The organism is Enterobacter sp. 50793107 (assembly GCF_001463365.1).
GTDB classification, from domain to species: Bacteria; Pseudomonadota; Gammaproteobacteria; order Enterobacterales; family Enterobacteriaceae; genus Enterobacter; species Enterobacter cloacae.
Genome location: NZ_LNII01000012.1, coordinates 54,600 through 80,301, shown reverse-complemented (window position 1 = coordinate 80,301; position 25,702 = coordinate 54,600). Strand labels below are relative to the sequence as shown.

Annotated in this window: 23 protein-coding genes and 1 tRNA gene; 7 read left to right on the top strand and 17 right to left on the bottom strand. The window is 55.0% G+C overall.

Translation table 11 applies throughout. The features are described 5' to 3' along the window. Positions 1 to 114: 114 nt before the first annotated feature. Entirely contained in the window at positions 115 to 1,551 is a 1,437-nt protein-coding gene (mgtE, locus tag APU11_RS02275; RefSeq protein ID WP_013098001.1) for a magnesium transporter, read from the top strand. On the opposite strand, the gene APU11_RS02270 is transcribed toward mgtE, so the two are convergent. After that, positions 1,514 to 2,803 carry a SulP family inorganic anion transporter gene (locus APU11_RS02270; RefSeq protein WP_020690674.1) on the bottom strand — a complete coding sequence of 430 codons (1,290 nt, stop codon included), beginning with the start codon at positions 2,801 to 2,803 and terminating at the stop codon, positions 1,514 to 1,516. The two genes, mgtE and APU11_RS02270, sit on opposite strands and share 38 nt — an antisense overlap. Positions 2,804 to 2,991: 188 nt before the next feature. Here APU11_RS02270 and mqo point away from each other — a divergent pair, with 188 nt between their 5' ends. Beyond that, positions 2,992 to 4,641, top strand: a complete 1,650-nt coding sequence (mqo, locus tag APU11_RS02265) for a malate dehydrogenase (quinone) (protein ID WP_058651749.1) — start codon at positions 2,992 to 2,994, stop codon at positions 4,639 to 4,641. A gap of 135 nt (positions 4,642 to 4,776) precedes the next feature. On the opposite strand, the gene eco is transcribed toward mqo, so the two are convergent. After that, on the bottom strand, positions 4,777 to 5,286 hold the full coding sequence (gene eco / locus APU11_RS02260; RefSeq protein ID WP_029883097.1) for a serine protease inhibitor ecotin: 510 nt from the start codon (positions 5,284 to 5,286) through the stop codon (positions 4,777 to 4,779). A 202-nt stretch (positions 5,287 to 5,488) separates the two neighbouring features. Here eco and APU11_RS02255 point away from each other — a divergent pair, with 202 nt between their 5' ends. Next, positions 5,489 to 5,749 (top strand): DUF2534 family protein, encoded by a 261-nt coding sequence (locus APU11_RS02255; protein WP_013097997.1) that lies wholly within the window; start codon positions 5,489 to 5,491, stop codon positions 5,747 to 5,749. Between the two features lie 90 nt (positions 5,750 to 5,839). Here the strand turns inward: APU11_RS02255 and APU11_RS02250 are convergent. The 3 genes from APU11_RS02250 to APU11_RS02240 form a co-directional block, all read right to left on the bottom strand. After that, positions 5,840 to 5,916: transfer RNA gene (locus tag APU11_RS02250), tRNA-Pro, on the bottom strand. Between the two features lie 72 nt (positions 5,917 to 5,988). Continuing rightward, positions 5,989 to 7,749 (bottom strand): LPS biosynthesis-modulating metalloenzyme YejM, encoded by a 1,761-nt coding sequence (gene yejM, locus APU11_RS02245; protein ID WP_020690103.1) that lies wholly within the window; start codon positions 7,747 to 7,749, stop codon positions 5,989 to 5,991. 19 nt (positions 7,750 to 7,768) lie between these two features. Beyond that, positions 7,769 to 7,996 (bottom strand): YejL family protein, encoded by a 228-nt coding sequence (locus APU11_RS02240; protein WP_001135586.1) that lies wholly within the window; start codon positions 7,994 to 7,996, stop codon positions 7,769 to 7,771. A gap of 134 nt (positions 7,997 to 8,130) precedes the next feature. On the opposite strand from APU11_RS02240, the gene yejK reads away from it, so the two are divergent. Then, a complete protein-coding gene (yejK, locus tag APU11_RS02235) occupies positions 8,131 to 9,138 on the top strand; it encodes a nucleoid-associated protein YejK (protein WP_014832722.1) in 1,008 nt (335 codons plus the stop codon). A gap of 52 nt (positions 9,139 to 9,190) precedes the next feature. Here yejK and rplY read toward each other — a convergent pair whose 3' ends face one another. The 4 genes from rplY to APU11_RS02215 all read right to left on the bottom strand — a co-directional run bounded on the left by rplY (position 9,191) and on the right by APU11_RS02215 (position 12,940). Then, positions 9,191 to 9,475, bottom strand: a complete 285-nt coding sequence (gene rplY / locus APU11_RS02230) for a 50S ribosomal protein L25 (RefSeq protein WP_013097994.1) — start codon at positions 9,473 to 9,475, stop codon at positions 9,191 to 9,193. Between the two features lie 118 nt (positions 9,476 to 9,593). Beyond that, on the bottom strand, positions 9,594 to 10,466 hold the full coding sequence (locus tag APU11_RS02225) for an alpha/beta fold hydrolase (RefSeq protein ID WP_058651748.1): 873 nt from the start codon (positions 10,464 to 10,466) through the stop codon (positions 9,594 to 9,596). Positions 10,467 to 10,517: 51 nt separating this feature from the next. Further along, entirely contained in the window at positions 10,518 to 11,111 is a 594-nt protein-coding gene (locus APU11_RS02220; RefSeq protein ID WP_023619749.1) for a TetR/AcrR family transcriptional regulator, read from the bottom strand. A gap of 71 nt (positions 11,112 to 11,182) precedes the next feature. Next, a complete protein-coding gene (locus APU11_RS02215) occupies positions 11,183 to 12,940 on the bottom strand; it encodes a DEAD/DEAH box helicase (RefSeq protein WP_058651747.1) in 1,758 nt (585 codons plus the stop codon). A 151-nt stretch (positions 12,941 to 13,091) separates the two neighbouring features. Here APU11_RS02215 and rsuA point away from each other — a divergent pair, with 151 nt between their 5' ends. The 3 genes from rsuA to APU11_RS02200 all read left to right on the top strand — a co-directional run bounded on the left by rsuA (position 13,092) and on the right by APU11_RS02200 (position 15,634). Continuing rightward, positions 13,092 to 13,799, top strand: coding sequence for a 16S rRNA pseudouridine(516) synthase RsuA (gene rsuA / locus APU11_RS02210; protein WP_013097990.1), 708 nt, complete (start codon positions 13,092 to 13,094; stop codon positions 13,797 to 13,799). A 15-nt stretch (positions 13,800 to 13,814) separates the two neighbouring features. After that, positions 13,815 to 15,011 (top strand): Bcr/CflA family multidrug efflux MFS transporter, encoded by a 1,197-nt coding sequence (locus APU11_RS02205; RefSeq protein WP_013097989.1) that lies wholly within the window; start codon positions 13,815 to 13,817, stop codon positions 15,009 to 15,011. 278 nt (positions 15,012 to 15,289) lie between these two features. Next, the gene (locus tag APU11_RS02200; RefSeq protein ID WP_013097988.1) at positions 15,290 to 15,634 is read left to right on the top strand and encodes a YejG family protein; all 345 of its coding nucleotides are present in this window, start codon (positions 15,290 to 15,292) and stop codon (positions 15,632 to 15,634) included. Positions 15,635 to 15,637: 3 nt separating this feature from the next. Here APU11_RS02200 and yejF read toward each other — a convergent pair whose 3' ends face one another. From yejF to APU11_RS02160, 8 genes are all read right to left on the bottom strand, one after another. Next, the gene (gene yejF / locus APU11_RS02195) at positions 15,638 to 17,227 is read right to left on the bottom strand and encodes a microcin C ABC transporter ATP-binding protein YejF (protein WP_029883092.1); all 1,590 of its coding nucleotides are present in this window, start codon (positions 17,225 to 17,227) and stop codon (positions 15,638 to 15,640) included. A gap of 1 nt (position 17,228) precedes the next feature. Further along, complete coding sequence (locus APU11_RS02190) at positions 17,229 to 18,254, bottom strand: ABC transporter permease (RefSeq protein ID WP_029883091.1); 1,026 nt, start codon at positions 18,252 to 18,254, stop codon at positions 17,229 to 17,231. After that, on the bottom strand, positions 18,254 to 19,348 hold the full coding sequence (locus APU11_RS02185) for a microcin C ABC transporter permease YejB (RefSeq protein ID WP_038420221.1): 1,095 nt from the start codon (positions 19,346 to 19,348) through the stop codon (positions 18,254 to 18,256). Before APU11_RS02185 ends, APU11_RS02190 begins: the two co-directional genes overlap by 1 nt. A gap of 9 nt (positions 19,349 to 19,357) precedes the next feature. Beyond that, a complete protein-coding gene (locus APU11_RS02180; RefSeq protein ID WP_058651746.1) occupies positions 19,358 to 21,163 on the bottom strand; it encodes an extracellular solute-binding protein in 1,806 nt (601 codons plus the stop codon). A gap of 74 nt (positions 21,164 to 21,237) precedes the next feature. Continuing rightward, on the bottom strand, positions 21,238 to 22,794 hold the full coding sequence (locus tag APU11_RS02175; protein ID WP_045292122.1) for a cyclic di-GMP phosphodiesterase: 1,557 nt from the start codon (positions 22,792 to 22,794) through the stop codon (positions 21,238 to 21,240). Positions 22,795 to 22,921: 127 nt separating this feature from the next. Continuing rightward, positions 22,922 to 23,491, bottom strand: coding sequence for a bifunctional murein DD-endopeptidase/murein LD-carboxypeptidase (gene mepS, locus APU11_RS02170; RefSeq protein WP_023619753.1), 570 nt, complete (start codon positions 23,489 to 23,491; stop codon positions 22,922 to 22,924). Positions 23,492 to 23,906: 415 nt separating this feature from the next. Further along, positions 23,907 to 24,620 carry a phosphatase PAP2 family protein gene (locus APU11_RS02165; RefSeq protein ID WP_029883087.1) on the bottom strand — a complete coding sequence of 238 codons (714 nt, stop codon included), beginning with the start codon at positions 24,618 to 24,620 and terminating at the stop codon, positions 23,907 to 23,909. A 33-nt stretch (positions 24,621 to 24,653) separates the two neighbouring features. Continuing rightward, positions 24,654 to 25,640, bottom strand: a complete 987-nt coding sequence (locus APU11_RS02160) for a GTP-binding protein (RefSeq protein ID WP_058651745.1) — start codon at positions 25,638 to 25,640, stop codon at positions 24,654 to 24,656. Positions 25,641 to 25,702: the final 62 nt, after the last annotated feature.

Below are 25,702 nucleotides of genomic sequence, written 5' to 3'. Positions count from 1 at the left end.
GGATAAATCGTGCATGTTATGCCGATTTTTTCTCCATCCCGCCCCGTTGTTTATTCTTATTTACATATCTCCGCGCTATGCTTAAAGCCAACTTATTTCATGGATTTATGATTAATGTCGGTTTTAAAGAAAAACAGTGCCAGGCAGCGCGACCAGGAACGTGCGCGTCTCATCTGGCTCCTCACGACGGATAAAGCGGTCACCTCTGCGTTACTGGGCAAACTGACCCTGGCTGAGCAATATGATGTCGGCACGCTGGCCGACGATATTGCTGAGGTAGGTGCGCTGGTTGCTCATTTACCTCCACCGGATCTGGCGGATACCCTGGAAGCCCTCCCCTCGGAAGAGCGTCACGCCCTGTGGCGGCTGGTGCAGGATCACGAGCGCGGGCAGGTGTTGCTGGAAGCCTCTGAAAACGTCTGGGACGATCTCATTGATGAGATGAGCGACCGGGATATCCTCGATGCCCTGCAGACGCTGGACATTGACGAGCAGATTTACCTCGTTCAGCACCTGCCGCGAAACCTGACCGGGCGACTGCTGGCTTCGCTGCCTGCGGAAGAGCGGGCACGCGTGCGTCAGGTGATGCACTATGACAAACATAGCGTGGGCGCCATTATGGAGTTTGGCGTCATCATGGTGCGCCCGGATGTGACTCTCGGTACGGTGCAGCGCTATCTGCGTCGCCTGGGCAGCATGCCGGACAACACCGATAAGCTGTTCGTCACCTCCCGGGATAAAACCCTGCTTGGCGAGCTGGAGCTTAAAACGATCCTGCTCAACAGCACCCAGCGGCGGGTGAGTGAGGTGATGGAAACCGAGCCGATGGTCTTCTCCCCGGAAGACGACGCGGAAAAAGCGGCCCGTACCTTCGAACGTGACGACCTTGTGAGCGCGGCGGTCGTCGATTCTGTGGGTAAACTGATGGGGCGTCTGACCATCGATGAGATCGTTGACGTGGTTTACGAAGAGACCGATAACGATTTACGTGCGCTCGGCGGGATCAGCGCCGAAGATGACGTCCACGCCTCCGTCGGCAAGGCAGTGAAAACCCGCTGGGCATGGCTCGCCATTAACCTCTGCACTGCATTTATCGCCTCCCGGGTGATCGACGGCTTTGAACACACCATTTCACAACTGGTCGCGCTGGCCTCGCTGATGCCGATTGTGGCCGGCATTGGCGGCAACACCGGCAACCAGACTATTACCATGATCGTCCGTGCACTGGCGCTGGAGAACATTCAGCCGGGTAACTTCGCCTTCCTGATCTTCAGGGAGATGGGGGTGGCGCTGATTAACGGCCTGGTGTGGGGCGGCATTATGGGCGGCATTACCTGGTGGCTGTACGATGATATGGCGTTAGGCGGGGTGATGATGCTGGCGATGGTGCTGAATCTGCTGGTGGCCTCCATGATGGGGGTCATTATCCCCCTGACGATGACCAAACTGGGGCGCGACCCCGCGGTGGGGTCGAGCGTGATGATTACCGCCATCACCGATACCGGCGGTTTCTTTATTTTTCTTGGGCTTGCAACGATTTTTCTTCTTTAAGCCGACGCTTGAGCCGGGCGGGAAGCAATGCCATCACAATAATCCCGCCCAGCACGCCAATGGCCAGGTTACCGGTTGAAACCGTTGCTGCAACGGTAATCAGCATCACAACCGTTTCGGCAATGGGCGCGCTTTTTAACGTGGCAGGCTGAAGGCTGTGCCAGTTAAACGTTTTGATGGCAACAATCGCCATGATCCCGGCCAGAACGGCCATCGGGATTTTTGCCATCACCTCACTGAGGGCGGTGACCAGCACCAGCAGCACCATGCCCGCTGCAAAAGTTGAGACGCGACTGCGACCTTTGCCCATCTCCACGTTGACGATGGTTTGTCCGATCATGGCACAGCCCGCGATCCCGCCGTACAACCCGGCAAGAATATTCCCTGCGCCCAGACCAATACTTTCACGGCGTTTGCTGGACGTCGTCGCGGTCAGTTCATCCACCAGTTTTGCCGTCAGCAGTGATTCCAGCAGGCCGACAAAAGCGATACTCAGCGCGCATGGCCAGATGATGCTGAGCGTTTCCATGTTCAGCGGAACGAGCAGCTGTGTCAGCCCTGGCAAACCACTGCTCATAGAACCTTCATCCCCCACCGTCGGGAGAACCTGTCCGCTGGTCACGGTGAACAGGGTGAGCAGTACAATCGCAATAAGCGGTGACGGGATGCTTTTAACAAAGCGCGGCACCCACAGCACAATCAGCAGCGTCAGCACGAACAGGCCCACAATCAGCGGGCTGCGGCTCCAGAAGTGGGGAACCTGTGCGAAGAAAATTAACAATCCCAGCGCATTTACGAAACCGGTCATCACCGACTGGGGAATAAAGCGCATCAGGCGCGCCATTCCGAACACGCCGAACAGAATCTGGATTATCCCCGCCATCAGGACCGCCGGCAGGATGTACTGCACCCCGTGCTGATGCACCATCGGGCCAATCACCAGCGCGACGGAGCCCGCAGCTGCTGTGACCATCGCACGACGACCGCCGAACGCTGAAAGGGTCAGACACAGCACCACAGAGGCAATCAGGCTGACCTTTGGGTCAACGCCTGCGACCACGGAAAAGGAGATCACCTCAGGAATGAGGGCCAGAGCGGTAATTACGCCTGCCAGCGTTTCGCGTAGCAGCAGTTGAGGGGAACGCAGCACCGTGGCGACCTGGTCTTCACGGGAAAGAGAAGCATGGGGTAATGACATAACAATTCGCAGATTAGGGCGGGCTTCCGTGCGCGCGATCACAAAGTGCAGCATAGTAACCAGAAATAACGCGCCTTGCCAGTTTCATCCGGCAATCCCACACAAACAATCCATCATTAAATTTCACAATTACAATAATTTCGTAACCTTTAAACAATATTTAAAAGTTGCTACCGTTCCCCCCGCAGCTTTTTTCACCTGCAATTTCCACGCTTCAAGCACTACTCAACTAAGGCAAAATTATGAAAAAAATGACTGCCATGCTCTTTTCTCTGGCCGTGGGGCTGAACACCGTCTCCTTGGCGGCGAAAGCTGACGCACCAAAAGAGCAGGAAACGGACGTCCTTTTAATTGGCGGCGGCATCATGAGCGCCACGCTGGGAACCTATCTGCAAGAGCTTCAGCCGGACTGGTCAATGACCATGGTCGAGCGCCTCGATGGCGTGGCGCAGGAAAGCTCAAACGGCTGGAATAACGCCGGTACCGGACATTCGGCACTCATGGAACTGAACTATACGCCGCAGAAAAAGGACGGTTCCATTAGTATCGAGAAGGCGGTAGAGATCAACGAAGCATTCCAGATTTCTCGCCAGTTCTGGTCTCACCAGGTGAACAGCGGCGTGTTGCACGATCCGCACTCCTTCATCAACACCGTGCCGCACATGAGCTTTGTGTGGGGCGAGCAGAACGTGAACTTCCTGCGCGCACGCTACGCGGCGCTGCAGCAGAGCACGCTGTTCCGCGGCATGAAATATTCTGAAGATCACGCGCAGATCAAAGAGTGGGCACCGCTGGTGATGGAAGGTCGTGACCCGAACCAGAAGGTGGCGGCAACCCGTACTGAGATTGGTACTGACGTCAACTATGGCGAAATCACCCGTCAGTTGGTGGCCTCTCTGAAGAAAAAAGAGAACTTCAATCTGCAGCTCAGCACCGAAGTGCGTGGCTTTAAGCGCAACGCTGACAACAGCTGGAGCGTGACCGTTGCCGATCTGAAAAACAACGAAGCCGAGCATGTCATCAAGGCAAAGTTTGTCTTTATTGGTGCGGGCGGTGCGGCGCTGAAACTGCTGCAGGAGTCCGGTATTCCGGAAGCGGACGACTACGCGGGCTTCCCGGTGGGCGGTCAGTTCCTGGTATCGGAAAACCCGGAAGTGGTGAACCGTCATCTGGCAAAAGTGTATGGTCAGGCCTCCGTGGGGGCGCCGCCAATGTCCGTTCCACACATCGATACCCGTATGCTTGATGGTAAGCGTGTGGTGCTGTTCGGGCCGTTTGCAACCTTCTCCACTAAGTTCCTGAAAAACGGCTCGTTGTGGGATCTGCTGAGCGCAACCACCACCTCAAACGTGAAGCCAATGATGGATGTCGGGCTGGATAACTTCGATCTGGTGAAATACCTGATTAGTCAGGTGATGCTTTCTGATGAAGAACGCTTCGAGGCGCTGAAAGAGTACTATCCGCAGGCGAAGAAAGAAGACTGGCGTCTGTGGCAGGCGGGTCAGCGCGTACAGATCATCAAACGCGATCCGAAAGAGGGCGGTGTGCTGCGTCTGGGTACCGAAGTGGTAAGCGATAAAGACGGCACTATTGCCGCCCTGCTGGGGGCTTCCCCTGGCGCCTCTACCGCTGCACCTATCATGCTGCACCTGATGGAAAAAGTGTTTAAAGATAAAGTCGCCACGCCGGAATGGCAGGCGAAGCTGAAAACGATTATTCCATCCTACGGTACGAAGCTGAACGGTAACGTGGACGCGACGGAGCAGGAGCTGGAATACACCAGCCGCGTGCTGCAGCTGCAATACGTTAAGCCGCAGGCTGCTGATGCTGCACCAAAAGCGGAGCTGAAGCCGCAGGCAGAAAACAAACCGGTGGCGGATATCGCGCTGTAAGGTAAAAGCAAAACGGTAACATCCGTTACCGTTTTTAGTGTTTTCTCCCTCTCCCGGTGGGAGAGGGTTGGAATGAGGGCACCAGAGCACACCCATTCCGGGTCGGGTAAGGCGAAGCCGCCACCCGACTTATTCTTAACGTACTACCGCTTGTCCGATGTTTTCATCCGCCTTCCACACGCGATATTTCACTTCCACGTTTTCCGGCGTATACACCACGATTGGCAGCTTGCTGTTGTAGCGTAACAGGCTGTTATCACCCAGATACGCGGTCACGAATTTCTTCTCTTTCTTGCCATCCGGGCAGGCCATCATGGTGGAAACCGGTGACGTCACTTTATCAAAGATAAAGTAGTCGTAGCCCCAGCCTTCCAGCGTTTTGCTTTCCAGCTGTCCGCCGAGACGATGCTGGTTGCAATCCACTTCCAGCGTCTGGCCGATCAACAGTTCCACTTTGAAATTCGCTTCATTTTGCTGAGCCGGTAACTGGATCACCTGACGCTTCATGCCTTTTTCCGCTTGCGGATAAGGCGCGATTTTTTCCAGAGGTTGTACCTTCTGGCTTTCAGTTGCGAAGGCGCTGGTGCTGACGCACGCGGCGGCGATCAGGGCAAGGGCAAATTTAGGTGCGTTTTTCACAGTCATTCCTTTATGTCAAAACCATCCTGATGAGATTAGCATAACGCCCATGAATGATTAGCGTGATTTACTTACATTTTCAATAAAAGCAGTGTAATGAGCTAATTCAGTGCCATTTTTGTGGTGGTTTGTACTTCTGTGGAGTCTCGTGGCAGATCGTGTTATTTTAAGGCATACATAATGTTATTCATCTGTAAAGGGAAGAGAGATGATTCGTGCAAAACTGAAAACACCTGAAGGCCGTAAGTTCCTCCTGGCGCTGCTGGTTGTGTTTATGATTGCGGCCGCGTGCGTGGGCCGGGCAACCATTGTCGGCGTCATCGAACAGTACAACATTCCACTCTCTGCGTGGACGACCAGCATGTATGTCCTGCAGTCGGCGATGATCTTCGTTTACAGCCTGGTGTTCACCGTCCTGCTTGCCATTCCGCTGGGTATTTTCTTCCTTGGCGGGCGCGACAAGCACTAAGCGTTCACTTGCGATCTCAAAAGCCAGCCTGCGGGTTGGCTTTTTTTGTGCACAAAAAAACCAGCCATATGGCTGGTTTTTAAATAGTTTTGGTCGGCACGAGAGGATTTGAACCTCCGACCCCCGACACCCCATGACGGTGCGCTACCAGGCTGCGCTACGTGCCGACGCATGAAATGAATACTACTCGATTCCGTTTTGAATGCAAGGGAATCTGAGGCTAACTGGTTTATAATTAATCAGTTAGCGATAAACCGTTTCTCATCCGTCAGAACCTGTAGCAGCAGATTCAACTGCGGTTTCTGGTCTTTCAGCCGTTCACCCTGCAGATTATACGTCTGATAGTTTCCGTTATTGTTCAATACCAGCGTCAGCATTGGCGTGGTGACCGCCAGCGTATCATTGCCCGCTGCCGTGACCCAATTGTGGCGACGCGTGGCGCTGAAGAGATCCTGCCCCTGTGAATACTCATTTGCCGGCGTACTGACGTGCAGCAGCCGTTGCATCAGCGTGGTCATCACATCTTTATGTTCGGTGAGCATGTTAATGCGCTGAGCGGGGGTGCCCGGCCAGTGGATCACCAGCGGAACATGCAGATTCGGCCGCGACCAGCTCATACTCTTCGCTTCGTCGCCCAGCGGTACGCCGTGGGCTGCCGTCACGATCACCACGGTGTTTTCGAGCTTGCCGGATTCGCGTAAGGCATCAAGCACGCGGCTAATCTGGTCATCAACATTGCCTGCTGCACGGCTGTAGCGGCGCGCAAAGCCTTTCTGATTGCTGTCATCGAGCGTGGTGCCATTAAAGGCAACCCAGGAGAACCAGCGGTTATCTTCCTGCGCATAACGCTGCAGCCAGTTAATCCACTGACTGGCGGTCTGCTCGTCCGACTGGCTTTCCGCGGCTGGCAGGGAGAAATCAGACAGCAGCGCCTGGCGGTACAGCGCGCTGTTAAAGCCGTCTGAGGAGAACAACCCTAACTGATATCCCTGCTGATTGAGCCCGGTGATCAGCGCTGCAGGAATGCGCGCAGAAAGCACGCCGTCCATGTAGGCGGCTGAAATGCCATAGAACAGGCCAAAAATGCCCGCATCGGCGGTGTTGCCGGAGCTCATATGCTGGGTGAACGTCACGTTCTTGCTGGCGAACTCGGCCAGCGCAGGCATCTGCTTCTCGTAACGGGAGTAGTTCAGACCATCGACGGTGATCAGCAGGACGTTCTGCCCGCGTCCCATATCGCGATAGCGCAGATCGCTCAGCGGATACTGCACGCTAACCGCTTCCGGATTCCCTTGCTCAATCAGACGACGCTGGTACTCCTGCGCGTCCAGCAGACCGTGCTTCTCAAGGAAACGACGCGCCGTCATTGGATAAGAGAGCGGCAGGTTCGCCCGCTGCATGGTGATCGGGCGATAGAAGTTCGCATCCGCCCAGATATACATGATGTGCGAACTGATAAAGGAGACGAAAAAGATCGCGGCCACCGGTTTTGCGTAATGGCGTCGGCGGGTCAGGCTGCGCAGTTTTTGCCAGCTCCAGGTGGCAAACAGCATCTCTATCAGAAGGATCACCGGGACGCTGATAAACATCAGCTGCCAGTCACGGGCCGTTTCGTTCTGATCGGGGTTAATCACCAGCTCCCAAACGATGGGATTGAGATGCAGGTGGAAGCGGGTGAACACTTCACTGTCGATAAGCAGCAGCGTCATCCCTGCCGTTGCAAGGATGGCGGATAAAAATCGCATCAGACGCTGCGACATGACGATAAACGTCAGCGGGAAGAGGATCAGCAGATAGGTGGCGAAAACCAAAAAGCTAAAGTGCCCTACAACGCTTATCCAGGAGTAAATACGCCCGGTTAGCGTCGTCGGCCAGTCTGCGACAAACAGATAACGACAGCCGATAAGCGTCGCCAGCAGAATGTTGAACAGGGCAAACCAGTGCCCCCAGCTGACCATCTGGGAGACTTTTTCACGGTAGCGCTGACGATTCGTCACCATAAACTGTTGTTCGTTTCCCTTAATGGGCCTGGTCGTCGCTAACGGAAGACTGTAAAGCCTGGGCGAAAGATTTGGCGATCGCCTGACGCTGAGCCGGAGCAACGCTGGTATTGATAAGGTTGGTGACCATATTTCCCAAAACCATCAGGGAGAGATCGGTCGGTGTTTTATGTTTTTCCAGTACGTTGACCAGCTCACTGAGCAATTGTTCAACGTGTTCATCACTGTAGCGGGAATGTTGTGGCATAAATCAAAATCAGTTTGTTGATGAAAGGGCAACATATTACCGTAGCAACAGCTTTTTTTCCCCTTTTTTATCAGTTGTTGCACACATGTCCTGGTGGTGGTTGAATACCGCCCGGTCTAAAAGGAGAGTTTATCATGAGTCTGGAAATCAACCAGATTGCCTTGCACCAGCTTATCAAGCGTGATGAGCAAACCCTTGAAGTGGTGCTGCGCGATTCGTTACTGGAACCCACGGCAACCGTTGTGGAAATGATGGCGGAACTGCACCGCGTCTACAGTGCAAAAAATAAAGCCTATGGTCTGTTCAGCGACGAGAGTGAACTGGCTGATAGCCTGCGCCTGCAACGTCAGGGTGAAGAAGATTTCCTGGCGTTTAGCCGCGCAGCAACCGGACGTCTGCGCGACGAACTGGCAAAATACCCGTTTGCCGACGGCGGTATCGTTCTGTTCTGCCACTATCGCTACCTGGCGGTCGAGTATCTGCTGGTCACCGTGCTGAACAATTTAAGCAGTATGCGCGTGAATGAGCAGCTGGATATCAGCTCCACCCATTATCTGGATATCAACCATGCGGATATCGTTGCGCGTATTGATTTGACCGAGTGGGAAACCAATCCGGAGTCGACGCGCTACCTGACCTTCCTCAAAGGGCGTGTTGGCCGTAAAGTGGCCGATTTCTTTATGGACTTCCTCGGTGCCAGCGAAGGTCTCAACGCCAAAGCGCAGAACAAAGGGCTGCTGCAGGCGGTGGATGACTTCACGGCGGAAGCGCAGCTCGATAAATCTGAGCGCCAGAACGTGCGTCAGCAGGTTTACAGCTACTGCAACGAACAGCTGCAGGCGGGGGAAGAGATTGAGCTGGAGTCGCTGTCAAAAGAGCTGGCCGGCGTCAGTGAAGTCAGTTTCCAGGAATTTACTGCTGAGAAAGGGTATGAGCTGGAAGAGAGCTTCCCGGCGGATCGCAGTACGCTGCGTCAGTTAACAAAATTTGCCGGAAGCGGCGGCGGGTTAACCATCAACTTTGATGCCATGCTGCTGGGGGAACGTATCTTCTGGGATCCGGCCACCGATACGCTGACCATTAAAGGTACGCCACCCAACCTGCGCGATCAGCTGCAGCGTCGTACTACTGGCGGTAAATAACCGCCATAAAAAAACCCCGCCGAAGCGGGGCTTTTTTTCGACATGTTTGCGATTACGCGCGAACGAAGTCGATGTGAGTCAGTTTTGGCTTGAACGCGTGACGCTGAACAGCCTGAACTTTCACTTTTTCTTCTTTACCGCCAACAACGATGGTCAGAACTTCGCTGTAGAATTCAGCTTTGGTCTGCATGTTCCATACTTTGTCGTGATCCAGTTCGATAGAAACTGGAGCAGCTTCGCCACCGTAAACGATAGCCGGGAACTTGTTAGCGGTACGCAGGCGGCGGCTCGCACCCTTACCCTGCACGTTACGTACTTCTGCTTCGATAGTGAACATTGATTTCTCTCTGTATTTAAAACCCTACTACAGGCGACCCAGCAGCAGGTGAGTGTTCTGCTTTGCGGATGCAAAAGCGGGCGGCATTATAGCCCCCAATCCACCTCAGGGCAATGAATTAATCCCCACTAAAGAAACCGCTTAGGGCGTCGGCGACGGCCTGAGGCTGCTCTTCTGGCTGAAAATGGCCGCAACGAGGGATCACGCGCCCGTCAACGCGTTCTGCAAACGCCCTCAGCGGCGAGGCCATATCAGGAATCGAACCCTGATCGGCACTGAGTGCCAGAACAGGAACAGAGAGTTTACCCCGTTCGCTAAGCGCCCGGTTTTGCGCAGCGGAGAGGGCGGCAGCGCGATAGTAAGCCAGCCCTGCGCGTAAGCCACCTTCGCGCGTAAAAATGCGCAGATACTCGTCAAGATCCGCCTCGCTGAAGGTGAGGGGATTCGCCGCTTTGCGACGCAGAAACCACTCCAGATAGCCGCGCTCTTTGCCCCTGATGAGGAATTCAGGCAGGTCGGCAATCACGTGAAAGGCAAAATGCCAGGTGCGCCAGGCGCGGTCCGCGGTGACGGGGAGGGCATCGGGTAAGGTAATACCCGGAATGCCGGCGTCCAGCAGCGCCAGCTTTATCACCTCATCGCTGTACATCGCCGCATAAGGCCAGGCAACCCAGGCTCCCACGTCGTGACCGGCCAGATAGTAGCGATGCACGCCAAGCTGGGTCAGCAGTTCATGAACATGGCTGGCGAGGGTGTGGGTGTCATACCCCTCTGACGGACAATCGGTATCACCCTGTCCGGGTAAGTCCGGGGCGATCACATGGTAACGCTCGGCCAGCAAAGGGATAACATGGCGCCAGGCGTACCAGCTTTCGGGGAAACCGGCCAGCAGGACAACCGTCTGCGCGTGCTGTTCTCCGGCGGTGACGTAGTGCGTGCGGATGCCATTGATGAGCGTGAAGTGGTGCTGCGGGGCGATGGGCATGGTCATAACGATCTCCAGAATAATAGGAAATAATCGTTTCCTAATTGGTTAAAAAACTCAGCCGAGCAGGCTGAGTGCCGCGTTAACGGCGCTATTGATTTCGTCCTCAGACAGGCCTTTTTTGCCGATCACGCGGTAACCCTGCAGCAGCGCGAAAAGATTACGTGCCGTTTGCTCCGTGGGCAGCGCGCGGGAAAGGCTACCGTCCCGCTGGCCCTCCTGAACCAGTTCGAGCAACAGCTGCTCGGTACGCTGCATGGCGGCTTTGATGTACTGCGCGGTTGCCTCATCAAAAACCGCCAGCTCAGTCGCGCTGGCGACCACCAGACAGCCGCGTATGCCCTCAGGACCGTGGCTGCTCTCGGCGTAGAAACGTAACACCGCCGCGATTTTATCTCGCCCGCTGCGTGCCGCCTCGGTACGCTGGCGCAGGGCGGTGCTGCGCGTCCGGGTGTAACGGTCGAACGCCGCGAGAAACAGGCCATTCTTGCTGCCAAAGGCTTTATACAGGCTTCCCGCCGTAAGGCCCGTCGCGTCACTCAGCTCTTTGATTGAGGTAGCATGATAGCCGCGCTCGCGGAAAACGAGCAGGGCGCTGTCGATGGCAGCGTCGGTGTCAAATTCACGCGGGCGACCGGGAAGACGTGACATGAGTGAATCCTGTTGTAATACGATAATGCATAATAGGAAACAATCGTTTCCTATTCAAGGCCTGCCTGCCATTAACGCAGTTCGTTGGCCCGACGAAAACGGCCTTCATAGTCAAAAATCTTTTCACGGACTTGCCAGTACTGGCCTTTCTTGCGGGCGACAACAAAATCCGGATGGCGCAGCAGCACCTGCTGATGCACGATATCCGCTACGGTTATCCAGCGCAGCGGTACGCCCGGTGTGCGGGTATGCGGGCGGATAAAGAGCTGTTCGAAAGCTGTGCGCTGAGCCGGAGTGTGCACCCGGAAGCGCTCGCTGACGTCGGCGCCGTCCTCATCGTAATAGGTGATTTTCAGCCATTCGCCTTTTTCATCCGCTCCCGGTTGCAGCGCCATGCCAGAGCAGCGCAGCACCAGGGCATCCTTTAACTTCAGCGCGGCCTTCAGCATGTCATCAGGGTCGACCAGAACCGTGTCACATTCGCGGCAGCGGCGGGCGGCAATATCATTTTCAGCGTTGCACTGGGGGCAGTTTTTAAAGCGGAAACGGAAATCGCACTGCTCGCGATGCCCTTCATCATCTTCAAACCAGCCCTGACAGCGGCGGCCAAAATGTTCGATCAGCGTACCGTCAGCCGTCGTCTTGCCCCAAAAAGTGTTGGCAAAGCCACAGGCAGGACAGAAGACCTGTACCGGCACGTTGTCACTTTTTCCTTTCGGCGTACCCACTTCAGGCGAGTAGAGATCGTGCGGGTTACCGGCGTAATCCAGGATCAGGCAGTCGGTTTTACCGGGAGCCAGACGCAGACCGCGGCCAACGATTTGCTGATACAGGCTGACCGATTCGGTCGGACGCAGAATAGCAATCAGGTCGACGTGGGGGGCATCAAACCCGGTGGTGAGTACCGAGACGTTTACCAGATAGCGAAACTGCTGTGCTTTAAACGCCTCAATCAGGCTGTCGCGCTCCAGGCCGGGCGTCTCGCCGGTGATCAGCGCCGCGTCGCCAGAGGGCAGTAAGCCGGTGATTTCGCGCGCATGCTCAACGGTGGCAGCAAAAATCATTACCCCTTTGCGCGTTTCAGCGAACTCTTCAATCTGGCTGATAATGTGCGGAGTGATGCGCTTTTGCTTTTTCAGCTCCTGGTTCAAATCCGCTTCGCTAAATAAACCGTTGCTCTGCGCCTGTAAGCGGCTGAAATCGTACTGGACGACCGGCATATCCAGCCGTTCAGGCGGGGTCAGGTAGCCGTGTTTAATCATATAGCGCAGCGGAAGTTCATAGATACAGTCGCTGAACAGCGCCTTCTCATCCCCTCGCACCATACCGTGATAATGAAAGCGGTAAATCCAGCCTTTGCCCAGGCGAAACGGGGTTGCCGTCAGGCCCAGCAGGCGTAAGTGAGGGTTCACCTCTTTCAGGTGAGTGAGGATTTGCTGATACTGGCTATCGTCGTCATCACTGATGCGATGGCACTCGTCGACAATCAGCAGCGAAAATTCGCTGCGAAACAGGTCAAGGTTGCGGGCAACAGACTGAACGCTGCCGAACACCACTTTGCCGTGGCTCTCTTTCCGCTTTAGCCCGGCGGCGAAGATATCGGCCTCCAGACCAAGCGCGCAATACTTGGCATGGTTTTGCGCAACCAGCTCTTTGACGTGCGCCAGCACCAGCACGCGGCCGCGCGCCAGGCGGGCAAGTTCGGCGATCACCAGGCTTTTGCCTGCGCCAGTGGGGAGCACAATGGCCGCGGGCTCACGGTGTTTGCGAAACCAGGCCAGGGTGGCGTCTACGGCTTCCTGCTGATAGGGGCGAAGTGTAAAAGTCATGGGGTCTCTGTATCGTTATTCCGCATATAGTATGCCACGAAACTTTTTCCCTTGAGTGGCGCAACCAGACCATTATACTGAACCGTTCCTGACTGCTTCTTTTTCGGACGCATTGTCCGACTTCCAGCACCATTAAGGCTAAAAAGATTTCATGCGACTTGATAAGTTTATCGCTCAGCAACTCGGCGTAAGCCGTGCTATTGCCGGGCGCGAGATCCGCGCCAGCCGCGTTACCGTGGATGGCGACATTGTGAGAGACAGCGCGTTCAAACTGCAACCTGACCATCAGGTGGAGTATGACGGCAACCCGCTCACCCAGCAGCACGGCCCGCGCTATTTCATGCTCAATAAGCCGGAAGGCTACGTCTGTTCTACGGACGATCCGGATCACCCGACGGTGCTCTATTTCCTCGACGAACCGGTTGCGCACAAGCTGCATGCGGCTGGCCGTCTCGATATCGACACCACCGGTCTGGTGCTGATGACCGATGACGGTCAGTGGTCCCACCGCATTACCTCTCCTCGTCATCACTGTGAAAAAACCTATCTGGTGACGCTGGAATCGCCGGTGGCAGATGACACGGCAGAACAATTTGCCAAAGGCGTTCAGCTGCATAATGAAAAAGACCTCACCAAACCGGCGGTGCTGGAAGTTATTACCCCGACCGAAGTCCGTCTGACCATCAGCGAAGGGCGTTATCATCAGGTGAAACGTATGTTCGCCGCGGTGGGTAACCACGTTGTGGGTCTGCATCGTGAACGTATTGGGGCAATTGAACTCGATCCCGATCTGGCGCCTGGCGAATATCGCCCGCTGACGGAAGAAGAGATCGCCAGCGTCGGTCTGCCCTCGCATTAATTTCAGGAGAACCCTGTGACCACCAGGCCACACTCGTCTTTCAAAATCGTGTTCATTCTTGGCCTGCTGGCCATGTTAATGCCGCTGTCGATTGATATGTATCTGCCTGCGCTGCCGGTGATTTCGGCGCAGTTTGGCGTACCGGCAGGCAGCGCACAGATGACGCTCAGTACCTATATTCTCGGTTTTGCCCTCGGCCAACTGTTTTATGGCCCGATGGCCGACAGCCTCGGGCGTAAGCCGGTTATTCTGGGCGGAACGCTGATCTTTGCAGCCGCAGCCGTGGCCTGTGCGCTGGCACAGAGTATCGATCAGCTTATCGTGATGCGTTTATTCCACGGCCTCGCGGCGGCGGCGGCAAGCGTGGTGATCAATGCCCTGATGCGTGATATCTACCCGAAAGAAGAGTTCTCCCGCATGATGTCGTTTGTCATGCTGGTGACCACCATTGCGCCGCTGGTGGCGCCGATGGCCGGTGGCGCGGTGCTGGTATGGTTCAGCTGGCATGCCATTTTCTGGATCCTGGCGCTTGCCGCACTGCTGGCCTCGGCGATGATTTTCTTCTTTATTGATGAAACGTTAGCCGTCGAGCGCCGCCAGAAATTCCACATCCGTACCACAATGGGGAATTTTGCCTCGCTGTTCCGCCACAAGCGCGTGCTGAGCTACATGCTGGCAAGCGGCTTCAGCTTTGCCGGCATGTTCTCCTTCCTGAGCGCCGGGCCATTTGTCTATATTGAGCTGAACCACGTTTCCCCTCAGCATTTTGGGTATTACTTTGCGCTGAACATTGTGTTCCTGTTCATCATGACCATCATCAACAGCCGCTTTGTTCGCCGGATTGGAGCACTGAATATGTTCCGTGCCGGGTTGTGGATCCAGTTTGTGATGGCTATCTGGCTGGTGGTCAGCGCGTTTTTCGGCGTGGGCTTCTGGGCGCTGGTGGTGGGGGTTGCCGCTTTTGTTGGCTGCGTCTCGATGATCTCATCCAATGCGATGGCGGTTATCCTTGATGAGTTCCCGCATATGGCTGGCACCGCCTCATCGCTGGCGGGGACGTTCCGCTTCGGGATTGGTGCCGTGGTGGGGGCGTTACTCTCAATGGCGACCTTTAACACGGCCTGGCCAATGCTGTGGGCGATGGCGTTTTGTGCCACCAGCTCCATTCTCTTCTGTCTTTACGCCAGCCGACCGCGAAAAGCCGCTCATTAATCTGCACATCAGGCCCGATACGGGCCTTTTTGTTGACCCATATCAACCAAACTTGCGTTCGTTTACCCTGTGTTTGTTTCTTTTATGTAAAATCTATTTGTGTAAAAAGTCACATCATTGTATTTAAAAAGGTTGAGTTAGATCGCAGAAACGGGTACATATAGCGCCGACGCGAGCCTGGATACCTATAAAAAAGCGCTGAATAGTGCAGGTTGGCGATGATGTGTTACTATAAATGTAAATAAATTGTGAAGTAAATTTGCTTCCGGGGATCGAACGTGAATACATTACAACTCTCCATAGTCCATCGCTTGCCCCAGAGCTATCGCTGGTCGGCGGGTTTTGCAGGTTCGAAAGTTGAACCGATTCCGCAAAACGTTGCAGGTTGCGAGAATTGTCTGGTCGCGCTCAAACTGCTTAGCCCGAGCGACGAAGATGCATGGCCGGTAATGGAACGCTTAAGCCAGGCGCTGTCGGATATCGAAGTGGACAGCTCCGTACTGGAGTGTGAAGGCGAGCCGTGCCTGTTTGTTAAAAGTCAGGATGAATTTGCCGCAACCTGCCGCCTGAAAAACTTCGGCGTGGCCATTGCTGAGCCTTTCTCGGGCCAGTATCCCTTCTGAGTGCTAGTCTGCCGATAACAGCTGGCGCGTGTAGCTCTGCGTCGGTGCAGTAAATACGCGCTGGCACTCACCTTGCTCGACCACTTCTCCCTGCCGTAGCACAATCACCTGATGGCATAACGCCCGCACTACCTGTAGATCGTGGCTGATAAAGATATAGGCCAGCCGGTGCTTTTCCTGTAACCCTTTTAACAGGGTCAGGATCTGTGCCTGCACGGTTCTGTCCAGCGAGGAGGTCGGTTCATCCAGGATGATCAGCTCAGGTTTGAGGATCAGCGCGCGGGCAATGGCGATACGCTGGCGCTGTCCGCCAGAAAATTCAGCCGGGTAGCGATGCCGCGTCTCGGGATCTAACCCTACCTCTGCCATCACACGCCTGACCTCATTTTCACGTTGCAGAGCCGTCAGGGTAGGCTGATGGACGCGCAATCCTTCTTCGATGATCTGCAAAATACTCAGCCTTGGATTGAGCGAGGAGTTGGGATCCTGAAATACCACCTGCATGCGGGGGCGTACCGGCAGCATCTGCCGACGGTTCCAGCGGTGCAGCGGCATGCCGTCAAACAGGATCTCGCCCTGCGAGGCAATTAAACGCAGCAGTGCCAGGCCGGTGGTGCTTTTGCCTGAACCCGACTCGCCCACCAGTCCCAGCGACTCACCCGGGCGCAGTGAAAAACGGATGTTCTTCAGCACGGCGTTCTGGTCGACCACGCGGCGCAGAATACCTTTACGGATGGGGAAGGAGACAGACAGCCCCTCGACGTTGAGCAACGGCGCGCTGTCCCCCCGGAGAGGCACAGGATCGCCTGAGGGTTCACTGTCGAGCAGCCGCTGCGTATAGGCGTGCTGAGGCGTGTTCAGCAGTGCGGCGGCGGTGTTCTGCTCTACACAGCGTCCGTTTTGCATTACGGCGACGCTGTCGGCCAGCTTTTTCACAATGCTCAGGTTATGGGTGATAAACAGCAGACTCATGTTCAGCTCGCTACGTAGCTCCCGCAGCAGCTGCAAAATTTGCGCCTGCACCGTGACGTCCAGCGCGGTGGTGGGCTCATCGGCGATCAGCAGTTCCGGGCGCGTCAGTAGCGCCATGGCAATCATCACACGTTGACGTTCACCGCCGGAAAGCTGATGCGGGAAATCGCTCAGCCGTTTTGCCGCGTTGCGGATGCCGGTTCTGTCGAGGCAGTCGAGGATTTCCCCGCGCGCGGCCTCTTTGCGCATGCCCCGGTGCAGGGAGAGCACCTCGTAAAGCTGTTTTTCCAGAGTATGCAGCGGGTTGAGTGAGACCATCGGCTCCTGGAAAATCATCGCAATCTTATTGCCGCGGACGCCCCGCAGGGTCTGTTCGTCGGCGTGCAGCAGCGAGCTGCCGTGAAACAGAATATCTCCTTGCGGGTAGCTCACTGGCGGAGACGGGAGCAGGCGCAGAATGGAGAGTGCCGAGACGCTCTTGCCGGAGCCGGATTCCCCCACCAGCGCCAGCGTTTCGCCACGCTGGATCTGCAGCGACAGATCGCTGACCACGGTGCGCGTCTCACCCTGTTTCGAAAAGGCAATCGACAGATTATCGATACTGAGAAGGGGCTGCGTCATGTTACACCGCCTTGTTGGGATCGAAGGCGTCGCGCACGGCTTCGCCAATAAAAATCAGCAGCGAAAGCAGTACCGCCACGGAAAGAAAGGCTGTAATGCCCAGCCACGGTGCCTGCAGGTTGTTTTTGCCCTGCAGCAACAGCTCGCCGAGCGAGGGGGAACCGAGCGGTAGCCCGAAGCCCAGAAAATCGAGCGAGGTGAGGGTGGTGATGGAGCTGCACAAAATAAACGGCAGAAAGGTCAGTGTCGCCACCACGGCGTTCGGCAGCATATGGCGGAAGATGATCCCACGGTCGCTCACGCCCAGTGCCTGCGCGGCACGAATATAATCAAAATTACGGGTGCGCAGAAATTCTGCGCGCACGACGCCCACCAGCGCCATCCAGCCAAACAATACGGTGATCCCCAGCAGCCACCAGAAGTTTGGCTGCACCACGCTCGACAGCAGGATGATCAGAAACAGCGTTGGCATACCTGACCACACCTCAATCACGCGCTGACCCCAGAGGTCAATTTTACCGCCATAGTAGCCCTGGACGGCACCTGCCACCACGCCCATCACGCTGGAGAAGAGCGTCAGCATCAGCCCAAAGAGGATCGAGATTCGGGTACCGTAGAGGATGCGCGCCAGCACGTCGCCACCGTTGGCATCCGTTCCCAGCCAGTTTTGCGCGGACGGGGGAGAAGGGAAGGGGGTCGTGGTGGCGAAATTGATACTGTTGGCGCCAAAACGGATCGGGGCCCACAGTGCCCAGCCGTGTTGATCAATCTGCTGGCGCAGCCACGGATCCTGATACTCCGCCGGTGTTGCAAACGGGCCGCCAAAGTCACTTTCACTGTAGTTGTTAAGCACGGGTACATACCAGCGGTCGTTGAAATGCACCAGCAAGGGTTTATCGTTGGCAATCAGCTCTGAGCACAGGCTTAACACAAACAGGACGGCAAAAATCCATAACGACCAGTAGCCACGACGGTTGTGGCGAAAACGGGCCCAGCGGGCCTGATTGACGGGGCTTAAACGCGGCATCATCGGCCCTCAAAATCGATTCGGGGATCGACCAGCGTATAGCTGATATCACTGACGATATTCAGCAGCAGGCCAATCAGGGTAAAAATGTAGAGTGTGCCAAACATCACCGGATAATCCCGCGACACGGTGGCTTCATAGCCTAACAGCCCCAGACCGTTAAGCGAGAACATCACCTCAATAAGCAGCGAGCCGGTAAAAAACATACTGATGAACGTGGCAGGAAATCCGGCAATCACCAGCAGCATGGCGTTGCGGAACACGTGCTTCCACATGATCTGTTTTTCACCCACGCCCTTCGCGCGGGCGGTGACGACATACTGTTTGCGGATTTCATCAAGAAAGGCGTTTTTGGTCAGCATGGTCAGGGCGGCAAATCCGCCAATCACCGTTGCCAGCACCGGCAGCGTGATGTGCCAGAGATAGTCGGTGATTTTCTGATACCACGGCAGGGTGCTGAAATCGGCGGATACCAGCCCCCGCAGCGGGAAGAGATCGAAATAGCTGCCGCCGGCAAAAAAGACAATCAGCAGCACAGCGAACAGAAACGCCGGAATGGCATAGCCGATGATAATGAACGTGCTGCTCCAGATATCAAAACGGCTGCCGTTGTAGACCGCTTTGCGGATCCCAAGCGGAATGGAAACCAGGTAGATAATCAGCGTTCCCCACAGTCCCAGGGTGATCGACACCGGCAGGCTTTGTTTGATCAGGGTTAAGACCGAGGCACTGCGGAACAGGCTATCGCCAAAATCAAACCGGACGTAATCCCACAGCATTTTGAAATAGCGCTCGTGAATCGGTTTATCAAAACCATAGCGATGGGTGATCTCGGCAATCACCTCCGGATCCAGCCCGCGGCCGCCGCGATAATGGCTTTCGCTGATATTCCCCACGCCCGTTTTGGCATGGCTTGCGCCCATTCCTTCTCCGCCACCGCCGGGCATCCCGCCGCTGGTGCCAAATTCAATGGCCGCAATCGCCTGATCGACCGGCCCACCGGGGGCGATTTGCACAATAAAGAAGTTAATGGTGATGATGGCCCACAGGGTTGGGATGATCAGCAGGAGACGGCGGATTAGATACGCACCCATGATGATTCCTTATCGCCGCTCAGCTGGGAGTCTGGCGGCTTTGTTAACGTCATACCACCAGGTATCGAAGCCCAGCGAATAGATCGGGCGCACGGCAGGCAGCGAAAATTTGTCCCAGCGGGCAAGACGATCTTCACCCATATACCACATGGGCAGCATGTAGTAGTTCCAGGTTAACACTCTGTCGAGGGCGCGTCCTAATGGCAGGAGCTTATGTTTATCGCCCTGTGCTGCCACGATCTTTGCAATTAGCGCGTCAACGACCGGGCTTTTTACCCCCGGCGCATTGTACGAGGAGTCGATGTAACTGGACGCCCAGGAAATCTGCAGGTCGGAGCTTGGCCAGGGCTGCGCGGGCCACAGGCTCTGCATCATATCGTAATCCCGGCTGCGCTTGCGGTTGGTCAGCTGGGCGATATCCACCTGGCGTATGTTCATTGTGATCCCCAGCCGGGCCAGGTTGTGCTTAAACGGCAAAACCCACTGATCGTTTGCCCCTGACGCGATCAGTAGCTCGAAGCTCAACGGTTTTCCCGTTTGGGCATTGACCCGTTTTTGATTTTTCAGGACCCAACCGGCCTCATCCAGCAGTTTGCTGGCTTTCAGCAAATTGTCACGATCAAAGCCGTTGCCATCGGAGGTGGGGGGATCAAACACGGTGGTAAACACTTCCGGCGGCAATTGTGCTTTGAAGGGGGCCAGCAGCGTCAACTCGTCGGCATTGGGGTAAGCGCGCGCCGCGTATTCGGTATTCTGAAAATAGCTGTTAGCGCGGCTGTAGGCGCCATAAAACAGCGCCTTGTTCATCCACTCAAAGTCAAAGGCCAGGGTAATGGCCTGACGTACCCGGCGGTCGTTAAATACCGGACGCTGAATATTAAACGCCAGCCAGCGCGTGTCCTGGGCAGAGCTATTTTTTTGCTCGTCCTTGACGATGTAGCCTTTGGCAAAGTTTTTACCGATATAGCGCGTAGCCCAGTTTTTAGCGCTGCTCTCCAGGCGTAAATCGAAGGCTCCGGCCTTAAAGGCCTCAAAAGCCACGTTATCGTCCAGGTAGTAATCATAGCGAAGGGTGTCGAAATTCCAGCGCCCCCGGTTTACCGGCAGGTTGGCGGCCCAGTAGTCTTTTACACGGGAGTAGACCACATACTGCCCCATGCGCCAGTCGGTGATGCGGTACGGGCCGCCTGCCAGCGGTGGCGTGGAGAGCGGGTCGCTCAGCTTATGGGCTTTCCAGAACGATTCAGGCATTACGGGCAGGGAGAACAGGCTCAGCATATTCTCTTTATTCGGCTCGCTCAGCTCAATGCGCACGGTGAGCGGTGCGATGGCCCTGACCGACGCGCCTTTGTAGACAATACGGAACTGAGGAACGCCTTCAGTCATGAATTTATGAAACGTAAAGGCGACATCGCTTGCCCTGACCGGCGAACCGTCATGAAAACGCGCCCGCGGGTTTAGCGAAATTTCCGCCCAGGCAAAATTATCCGCATACCGCACGTTTTCGGCGATCAGCGGGTAGTAACTGCCGGGCTCATCATCAGAGGTGACAAACAGGGTATCGTAGAGAGATTCTGTGCGCGCCGCGGCCACACCGCGCAGGGCAAAGCGGTTGAAGTTATCGAACGTGCCGGTGGCAGAGAGCGTCACATTCCCGCCTTTCGGCGCGGCAGGGTTGACGTAATCATAATGGGTGAAATTCACCGCGTATTTCGGTTCACCAATCACCGCAAACGCAACGTCTTCTTTGATGGTTTGCGCCTGGCTGGACAGGGCCGTCAGTGCCAACAGCAACAGTATGAAGCGCATAAACATCTCGCGACAGCTCCCTCTTTAACAGACCGGCTCAGTTAAGCTGAATAATAAGTGACGTCACGGGCAATGTGAAATTATTCGCCAGCGTGCGTCAGGTCGGGCCGCCACTCACGGAACTGCTCCAGCGGCATCGGACGGCTAATCCAGTATCCCTGCAGGAAGTTAACGCCATGTTCGCGCAGCCAGGCCGCCTGTTCCGGCGTTTCCACGCCCTCTGCGACGGTGGACATGTTCAGCCGTCTTGCCAGCATCAGTACGGCATCAAGCACCGGTGAGGTGACGGTTTCCGTCCCGATGGCGTTAACAAAACCCCGGTCGATTTTGATGTAATCCATGGTGAAATGTTCAAGATAGATCAGCGCACTGTGGCCGGTTCCAAAATCATCGATCGCTATCTCAAACCCTTCGTTGTGCAGCCATTCGAACAGGTTGTTGGCTTCACGGTGGTTAAGCATGTCGCGCTCGGTAATTTCCAGCACCAACTGGAAGTGATCCGGCGGCAGTAACTCTTTAAAGGTGCGCATATCATCTTTAAAGCTGTCGGCGTGTAGATGCCCCGGCGCAATGTTGATACCGAGTTTTGCGCCCGGCGGCAGTTGGGTCTGTAATACCGGCGCATCGTGAATGATAAGGTCAAACAGATGCAGCGTGAGCGGAACAATCAGCTGCTGCGCTTCAGCAAAATTGATAAACGCATCAGGGGGGATCTCACCCATGGTGGGGTGCTTCCAGCGCATCAGGACCTCAACCCCCCGCATTTTCAGATCTTTTGCATCCACCACGGGCTGATAGACCACATAAAATTGGCCGCGCTTAATGGCGCTGAGGATCTCTTTGCCGGGATTTACGCGGATGGTGAGGATATAGAAATTCAGCGATCCTGCCGCAATGCCGCACACCAGCCCAAAGAAGAGGGCGTAGAGAATTTCGTCGCTTGTCCACTTTTCAGCGTACAGCTTAATGGTCAGCGGCACGGCCTTAAGCGTGGCGGTACGCTCGGGCACGGCATGTAAATCTTGCGCCCTGATCAGGGTACTGGACATGGTGGACAGCGCCATATCACCGATGATGATGGCAATCCCTGCGAAGTCGTCCTGGCGCGCGGTATAAAGCAGGTAGGGGGTCAGATTGAGATTAACTGACGTAAACACCCCGCCGTCTTTAACCAGAGGGTTTCGGTACCAGATGGCAATGGCGGGTTTATTCGGCAGCATAGGCGTGCCCGGCAGTAATGCCATATCAATCTTCTTGTTGATGTGCAGCTCAGGTATAAGGGCTTCCATCGGCGTATCCATCGGCCCGGTGGCCGACGAGCAGAAGGCGATTTTGTCCCTGACCAGCAAGAATGCGCGCACATTGAGGCTGAAGGCCGCGCGCGACGTCAGCTCGGCATTGACGTCATGGCAGCTGTTCAGCGTGAGGGGCTGAAGAACATCGATAGAGGTTTTCAACTCTTCGAAATAGCTCTCCATGTAGAGGCTCACATCGGTAATCAGGGTGTCGAACCGGACTTCCCGCTTGTGGTAACTCCAGAAAAATTGCAATGAACCCAAAAGCAGGGCAGTGACCAGACCTGTAATAATACTGAGGAACAGTATCTTGCGATGACTGGAAAAGTAGCGGGTGAACATAGACGTCGTGATTCCTGAATTGCCGCTGGATGTATTCAGTGTAACGGGCAAAAAAAAACACCGCCGAAGCAGTGTTTTTTTTCATCATATCGCCAGCCAAGGGATAACCAACGATACAATCATCATATTAACTGCGGGTCAGTACGCGACGCGCTTCGTTGTAGCGCTTCTTCCAGTATGGCTCGTTCATGCTGGAAATGGTCACACCGCTGCTGGTGGAGGCATGCACAAACTGGTCATTACCAATATAGATGCCGACATGTCGACCCGTTGAACCGGCACGGAACAGAACTAAATCACCGGTGCGCAGTTTTGTACGTGAAATCGACTTGCCCACTTCCTGCTGTTCGTAAGTTGAACGCGGCAGGTCTAACCCAAACTGCTCACGGAAGGTACGCTGTACAAAGCTGGAACAATCGATACCTTTTTTGGTGCTGCCGCCCAGACGGTAACGCACGCCTTTCCAGTCAGCATACTGGTCCATAATACGGGACTTCACGTCCAGATTACGTACCATATTTTCAAATTCATCCTGAGAGGCTTGCAGTGACGAGGAATCTTCCATTCCCACAACACGCGTCTCAGGATGCATATTCTTTGCGGTGTTCGATGTACTACATGCAGACAACAGTACCGCAACTGCTATCGCCGGGATCCCCCGCAAGATATATCTCAAAATCGGTTGAGATTTGACCATTTTGTTTATTTTCCCTTGAAGTCCTTAACGACAAATATCGTTATAAAAATGCCAAACGTGACGAGACTAATTATCTGTTCACAATGAGACAATTCTTTCTGGTCACATTTGTGGCGCAGCGCACAAATTTATTCACCAAGGAAATAATTATCTCTATGGGGCAAAACGAGTTTGAGATTAACCGATTGCCAGGGCTATTGCGAGTAAAAAAAGCCTTTTTTTTATAAGAAATTGTGATACAGAAAGTAAAAATCCGACATTGCTTAAAATGCAGTCAGATCCGGCGCTTAATCACGCAATTGATTCATTTTTATCATGAAAGAGATGACGGGAAGATGACAGTGCGAAACGATCGTGGCGGGAGATCTATCAGGGATCGCAATGATCCCTGATAGCGGACGTTAATTTTGGTTAATTATTTGTTTAATGCTTGTTGCTTTTTACCCGGCAGATAGCGATCGAACAGGGCTATTATCCGGTCGCTCAGCGGTGTCATCAGGCACCACGGTAACGCGACCAGCGCAACAGAGAGCGAGCCCACGGCAATATCGGTGAACCAGTGTGCGCCAATCATTACGCGAGGGAAGGCGAAAACCACAAAAATAATCAGGGCTATGGCGAACGCCTTCCTGCCGAAATAGCGCAGCATGACCGCACAAAAAATAAGCAGCATCATGCCGTGATCGCCAGGGAAACTGGCCTTCGAGGCATCTTTCGTTGGAATATGCAGCAATTCGCTGACGCGATAAATATCGGTAAAGAACAGCGTTGGGCTTGAGCGTTTGACCGGAATAATCGCCGTAGCAAGTTGGTTAATGGCGACAGCCAGCAGCAGCATCATCAGACCAATAATCATAATGCGGCGACGCCCGGTTTTGTCCTCTTTCAGCCAGAAAGAGAGCATCAGGCAGCCCATCGCCACCAGCGAACAGCCGTCAAACGCGCGGTTGTTGGTAATCGCCACCAGCCACAGAAAGGCATCACTCTTCACCAGAGCCTGGTTAAAGAAATGGAAGATGGCAGAATCCAGCGGAAACCAGAAACCATGATCCACCGGGATATACCAGGAGAAAAAGAGCGCCAGTCCGGCGACATTGAGCAGCAAAATCAGGGGAATTCGAGTTGTCATAACATTCAGCATACAGGGAAATCAGGGGCAACGTTAGCCGCCCGAACTTAAACGAAGCTTCAACAGGCTGGACTGCAGGGCATTCCAGTCGGCGTTAACCGCACTAATTAACTCTATTCGGCTATCCGGGGGCGCAACATTCTGCGTTTCAATAAAGAAATCTTCACCCTGACGGTTGATGCGCACCAGGCCGTCGGGGGTGCGCATAATCCCCTTAACGCGATCGACCGGCGCCAGTCTTGCCCACTCAAGCACGCCTATGGTGTCGAAAACGGTGTCGGCAGCAAAGATCCACCCGCAGGCCTGATGACCCTGACCGCTGTTGAGATTACGTCGCCAGCGCTGGTGTTCCGGCAGGCTCAACGCCGCCAGACCCTGCTTTGCGGGATGACTATGCGCATGCTCCGCACTGGCTGGCAGCTCGGTGAGGTTCAGGCGTGGCAGGTCGAGCAGAGCGACATCTATCTTCCCCTGAGTGGTTTGTACCCGCTGACGGTTGCCCCCGAAATGTTGCCACCAGGCATCGAATGCCGCCTGGCTTTCAGCCGTGGCCCGATCTTCTTTATTTGCGACGATAATATCTGCGCAGGCGAGCTGATCGCGGAAGTTGTCGTTGGCCACCGCTTTTTCATCCAGCAGCTGTCGCGGGTCGAGCAGGCAAAGCGTGGCGCGTAAGTCTATCCACGGCTCGTAAACCGGTGCGGTGAGTAAATCAAGAATTTGCTTCGGGTGGCCAAGCCCCGTCGGTTCAATCAGCAGGCGGTCGGGTTTACCCTGACGCAGCAGCGTGTTCAGCCCCACCTGCATGGGCAGGCCATTCACACAGCACATGCATCCGCCCGGGATCTCTTTGATCATGGCGCCGCTGTCAGACAGTAACGCGCCATCAATACCCACTTCGCCGAATTCGTTGACCAGCACGGCCCATTTTTCTGCCGGATCTTTATTGGCCAGCAGGTGGAGAATTGAGGTGGTTTTCCCGCTACCGAGAAAACCGGTAATAAGGTTGGTCCTGGTCACGTGCGCTCCGGTAGATAATTGTGATGATGTAACAATTATCTCTTATCCTGACGAAAAAAGGG

What these genes read in the sequence shown, in the direction of transcription:
- mgtE (WP_013098001.1), top strand. Translation starts at nt 115, where the DNA reads ATGTCGGTTTTAAAGAAAAACAGTGCCAGGCAGCGCGACCAGGAACGT.
- APU11_RS02270 (WP_020690674.1), bottom strand. Translation starts at nt 2,803, where the DNA reads ATGCTGCACTTTGTGATCGCGCGCACGGAAGCCCGCCCTAATCTGCGA.
- mqo (WP_058651749.1), top strand. Translation starts at nt 2,992, where the DNA reads ATGAAAAAAATGACTGCCATGCTCTTTTCTCTGGCCGTGGGGCTGAAC.
- eco (WP_029883097.1), bottom strand. Translation starts at nt 5,286, where the DNA reads ATGACTGTGAAAAACGCACCTAAATTTGCCCTTGCCCTGATCGCCGCC.
- APU11_RS02255 (WP_013097997.1), top strand. Translation starts at nt 5,489, where the DNA reads ATGATTCGTGCAAAACTGAAAACACCTGAAGGCCGTAAGTTCCTCCTG.
- yejM (WP_020690103.1), bottom strand. Translation starts at nt 7,749, where the DNA reads ATGGTGACGAATCGTCAGCGCTACCGTGAAAAAGTCTCCCAGATGGTC.
- APU11_RS02240 (WP_001135586.1), bottom strand. Translation starts at nt 7,996, where the DNA reads ATGCCACAACATTCCCGCTACAGTGATGAACACGTTGAACAATTGCTC.
- yejK (WP_014832722.1), top strand. Translation starts at nt 8,131, where the DNA reads ATGAGTCTGGAAATCAACCAGATTGCCTTGCACCAGCTTATCAAGCGT.
- rplY (WP_013097994.1), bottom strand. Translation starts at nt 9,475, where the DNA reads ATGTTCACTATCGAAGCAGAAGTACGTAACGTGCAGGGTAAGGGTGCG.
- APU11_RS02225 (WP_058651748.1), bottom strand. Translation starts at nt 10,466, where the DNA reads ATGACCATGCCCATCGCCCCGCAGCACCACTTCACGCTCATCAATGGC.
- APU11_RS02220 (WP_023619749.1), bottom strand. Translation starts at nt 11,111, where the DNA reads ATGTCACGTCTTCCCGGTCGCCCGCGTGAATTTGACACCGACGCTGCC.
- APU11_RS02215 (WP_058651747.1), bottom strand. Translation starts at nt 12,940, where the DNA reads ATGACTTTTACACTTCGCCCCTATCAGCAGGAAGCCGTAGACGCCACC.
- rsuA (WP_013097990.1), top strand. Translation starts at nt 13,092, where the DNA reads ATGCGACTTGATAAGTTTATCGCTCAGCAACTCGGCGTAAGCCGTGCT.
- yejF (WP_029883092.1), bottom strand. Translation starts at nt 17,227, where the DNA reads ATGACGCAGCCCCTTCTCAGTATCGATAATCTGTCGATTGCCTTTTCG.
- APU11_RS02190 (WP_029883091.1), bottom strand. Translation starts at nt 18,254, where the DNA reads ATGCCGCGTTTAAGCCCCGTCAATCAGGCCCGCTGGGCCCGTTTTCGC.
- APU11_RS02185 (WP_038420221.1), bottom strand. Translation starts at nt 19,348, where the DNA reads ATGGGTGCGTATCTAATCCGCCGTCTCCTGCTGATCATCCCAACCCTG.
- APU11_RS02180 (WP_058651746.1), bottom strand. Translation starts at nt 21,163, where the DNA reads ATGTTTATGCGCTTCATACTGTTGCTGTTGGCACTGACGGCCCTGTCC.
- APU11_RS02175 (WP_045292122.1), bottom strand. Translation starts at nt 22,794, where the DNA reads ATGTTCACCCGCTACTTTTCCAGTCATCGCAAGATACTGTTCCTCAGT.
- mepS (WP_023619753.1), bottom strand. Translation starts at nt 23,491, where the DNA reads ATGGTCAAATCTCAACCGATTTTGAGATATATCTTGCGGGGGATCCCG.
- APU11_RS02165 (WP_029883087.1), bottom strand. Translation starts at nt 24,620, where the DNA reads ATGACAACTCGAATTCCCCTGATTTTGCTGCTCAATGTCGCCGGACTG.